The sequence below is a fragment of the Terriglobales bacterium genome, assembly GCA_035624475.1.
GTDB lineage: Bacteria > Acidobacteriota > Terriglobia > Terriglobales > Acidobacteriaceae > DASPRL01.
Genome location: DASPRL010000142.1, coordinates 1 through 3,880 on the forward strand (window position 1 = coordinate 1; position 3,880 = coordinate 3,880).

The 3,880-nt window shown below is 66.3% G+C and carries 4 protein-coding genes; all 4 read left to right on the top strand.

What is annotated here, in order from left to right:
- Positions 1-403: M13-type metalloendopeptidase (locus tag VEG08_06080; GenBank protein ID HXZ27553.1), on the top strand; the 403-nt coding region annotated here is incomplete at its 5' end.
- Positions 404-455: 52 nt separating this feature from the next.
- Positions 456-1,355 (top strand): 4-hydroxy-tetrahydrodipicolinate synthase, encoded by a 900-nt coding sequence (gene dapA, locus VEG08_06085; GenBank protein ID HXZ27554.1) that lies wholly within the window; start codon positions 456-458, stop codon positions 1,353-1,355.
- A 46-nt stretch (positions 1,356-1,401) separates the two neighbouring features.
- Entirely contained in the window at positions 1,402-2,289 is an 888-nt protein-coding gene (locus tag VEG08_06090) for a 2,3,4,5-tetrahydropyridine-2,6-dicarboxylate N-succinyltransferase (GenBank protein HXZ27555.1), read from the top strand.
- A gap of 68 nt (positions 2,290-2,357) precedes the next feature.
- The gene (locus tag VEG08_06095; protein HXZ27556.1) at positions 2,358-3,740 is read left to right on the top strand and encodes a cation:dicarboxylase symporter family transporter; all 1,383 of its coding nucleotides are present in this window, start codon (positions 2,358-2,360) and stop codon (positions 3,738-3,740) included.
- The last annotated feature ends 140 nt before the right edge of the window (positions 3,741-3,880 follow it).

The following is a 3,880-nucleotide window of genomic DNA, read 5'->3' on the forward strand; positions in this document are numbered from 1 at the left end:
GGCCGAGTTCCAGAAGCGCGCCCAGTGCGTCCAGGAGCAGTACGCGCGGTACGTGGTGGTGGACGACGTCCACATCAACAGCAAGCTCACCCTGGGCGAGGACGTCGCCGACCTGGGCGGGCTCATCCTCGCCTGGATGGCCTGGAAGGAAGACACCAAGGGGCAGAAGCTGGAACCCATCGAGGGGCTCACGCCGGAGCAGCGCTTCTTCGTGGGCTACGCCCAGAGCTGGTGCACCAATTCCCGCCCGGAAATCCTGCGCATGCGCGCCACCACCGACCCGCACTCTCCCGATCGGTACCGCACCAACGGCGTGGTGGTGAACCTGCCCGAGTTCCAGCAGGCCTTCCAGTGCAAGGCCGGCCAGCCCATGGCCCCTGAGAAGCGCTGCCGGGTGTGGTAGGAGCAGTGGATAGTGAAGAGTGGATAGTGGATAGTGTGGTTAAATTAGGCTCATGAATCTACGCGGTTGCGGTACCGCTCTGGTCACGCCCTTCAAGGGCGATGGCTCCCTCGACGAGCGCGCCTTGCGCGAGCTGGTGAAATGGCAGGTGGAGTGCGGCATCGACTTCCTGGTTCCCTGCGGCACCACCGGCGAGACCCCGACGCTCTCCCACGATGAATGGCTGCGCGTGATCGACCTCACCATCGAGACGGCCGAGGGACGCGTGCCCATCGTGGCGGGCGCCACCTCCAACTCCACCCGCGACGCCGTGGCCAAGGCCAAGGAAGCGGCCGCGCGCAAGGGCATCGACGCCATCCTCACCGCCTCGCCCTACTACAACAAGCCCACCCAGGAGGGCCAGTACCAGCACTTCAAGGCCATCGCCGAGGCAACGGACAAGCCGCTCGTGCTCTACAACGTCCCCGGACGCACCTCCGCCAATATCGAGCCCGCCACCCTGGGCCGCTTGGCCGAAGTCCCCAACATCGCCGGGGTGAAGGAAGCCAGCGGCAACATCGGCCAGATCGCCGAGGTCTTCCAGCATGTGCCGGAGAGCTTCCTGGTCTTCTCCGGCGACGACGCCGTCACCCTGCCGGTGGTGGCGCTGGGCGGCGCCGGCATCATCTCCGTCGCCTCCAACGAGATCCCGGCCGAGATGGGCGCGCTCACCCGCGCCGCCCTCAGCAACAAGTGGGAGACCGCGCGCACCCTGCAGCGCAGGTACCTGCCCCTGATGCAGGCCAACTTCCTCGAGTCCAATCCCATGCCGGTGAAGTGCGTGCTGGCCATGATGGGCCGCATCGAGGAGAACTACCGCCTCCCCATGCTGCCGGTGAAGAACGAGACCCGCGCCAAGCTGGAGAAGATCGCGGCGGAAGTTGGGCTGCTCAAGAAGGTCGCGGCGTCGTAGGAGTCAGGGTCGCAAAGATCCGATGACCCGATGACTCAATGACCCGATGCTCTCTATCCACTATTCACTATCCACCATCCACTCTATATACTTCCCCGCCATGCAGCAGTTGCGCGCCGCCATCGAGCGCCTGTATGAGGCCCAGGGCAAGAGGGACCCCACCGAGGCCCACCGGGTCTTCATCGATTTCCGCGAGGCCTTGACCCAGGGCAAGATCCGCGCCGCCGAGAAGAAGAACGGCCGCTGGACGGTGAACGCCTGGGTGAAGCAGGGCATCCTGCTGGGCTTCCGCCTGGGCGAATTGGCGGAGATGGGCGGGCCCCGCGGCCTCTCCTTCGTGGACAAGGACACCTTCCCGCCGCGCCGCTTCCGCGTGTCCGACGGCGTGCGCGTGGTGCCGGGTGGCTCCTCCGTGCGCCAGGGCGCGTACGTCGCGCCTTCGGTCGTCTGCATGCCGCCCATGTACATCAACGTGGGCGCTTATGTGGACGAAGAGACCATGGTGGACTCGCACGCGCTGGTAGGCTCCTGCGCGCAGATCGGGAAGCGCGTGCACCTGAGCGCGGCGGCGCAGATCGGCGGGGTGCTGGAGCCGGTGAACGCCGCCCCCGTCATCATCGAGGACGACGTGCTGGTGGGCGGCAACTGCGGTGTCTACGAAGGCACGCTGGTGCGGGCGCGCGCAGTGCTGGGCGCGGGCGTCATCCTGACGCGCTCCACCCCGCTCTACGACGTGGTGCGCGGCACCGTCCACCGTGCCCAGGGCGATGAGCCGCTCGAGGTCCCGGAGAGCGCGGTGGTCGTGCCCGGCGCCCGCGCCGTGCAGAAGGGCAAGGCGGCGGAGTGGGGCCTGTCGCTCTACACCCCGGTCATCGTCAAGTACCGGGACGAGAAGACGGACAGGGGCGTGGAGCTGGAGGATTTGTTGCGCTAGGCGTTTGTAGTCAGGAGTCAGCGCAAGACTTGCGGCGCAGTGCAATCGTCAATGACTCAATTCTTCGCATGAAGAGCAAGCTCCTGCTCGCGTCCCTCGCGCTCTTCCTGGTGGCCGCCGTCCTCTGGCTGGGCGGACGCTGGGGATGGTTCCAGGCCCCGGGAGCGCTCTACGCCGTGCGCTGGCTGGCGATGGGCGCGCTGCTCGGCTATGCGCTCCTGCGCCGCTCCCTGACCTTCTGGATCCTGGCGGCGCTGGTCCTGGGGATCTTCGTAGGGCACGACTGGCCGGCCGCCGCCCCGGCCATGCGCATCGTCAGCCAGATCTTCCTGCGGCTCATCAAGGTCATCATCGCTCCCCTGCTCTTCGCCACCCTGGTGAGCGGGATCGCCGCCCACGCCGACCTGAAGAAGGTCGGGCGCATGGGCATCAAGGCCATCGTCTACTTCGAGTTAGTGACCACGGTGGCGCTGTTCATCGGCCTGGGCGCCATCAACCTGAGCCGCGCCGGCGTGGGCATCACGCTGCCGCCGGCGCCGGCGGAAGCCGGCCCTGTCGCCCCGCCGCTCTCCGCCGGCGAGACCATCCTGCACATCTTCCCCGAGAACATCGCCAAATCCATCGCCGAGGGCCAGGTGCTGCAGGTAGTGGTGTTCAGCGTCCTGTTCGGCATCGCCCTGGCCATGGTGAAGGAGGAGAAGCGCAAGTCCCTTCTGACTTTCTGCGACAGCCTGGCTGAGACCATGTTCAAGTTCACCAACCTGGTGATGTACTTCGCGCCCTTCGGTGTGGGCGCGGCCATCGCCTACACCGTGGCCACCACCGGCGCGGGCGTACTGGTGAACCTGGCCAAGCTGCTGGCCACGCTCTACGTCGCCCTGGCGGTCTTCCTCCTGGGAGTGCTGCTGCCCATCGCGCTGGTGGCGCGGCTTCCGGTCCGCGCCTTCGTGCGCGCGGTGGCCGAGCCCTTCACCATCGCCCTCGGGACCTCGTCCTCCGAGGCTGCCCTGCCCCGCGCCATGGAAGCCATGGAAGCTCTGGGCGTCCCCCGCGGCATCGTCGCCTTTGTGATGCCGACCGGCTACAGCTTCAACATGGACGGCAGCACGCTCTATCTCTCGCTGGCGGCCATCTTCGTGGCCCAGGCCGCCGGCATCCACCTCAGCCTGGGCCAGCAACTGGTGCTGCTGCTGACCCTGATGCTGACCAGCAAGGGCGTGGCCGGGGTCTCGCGCGCCGCCATCGTGATCCTGCTGGCCACCGTCGGCCAGTTCCACCTGCCGGTGGAGCCGGTCTTCATCCTGCTCGGCATCGATCCCTTGATGGACATGGTGCGCACCGCGGTCAACGTGGTGGGCAACTGCTTGGCTACCTGCGTGGTGGCGCGCTGGGAGGGCGAGTTCGGGACGGGACATCCCTCGGCCACAGTGATGAAGGCGCTGGAGGATTGAGGATTGCAGATTGAAGATTGCAGATTTCTTACTCCAGTGCCGGCAGTTTGAAATCTGCAATCTGAAATCTTCAATCTGAAATCGCTAACGCGCAGGTAGTGACAAAGGCTGCGAAGCGGGTAATGGAAGTTGTTCCCTGC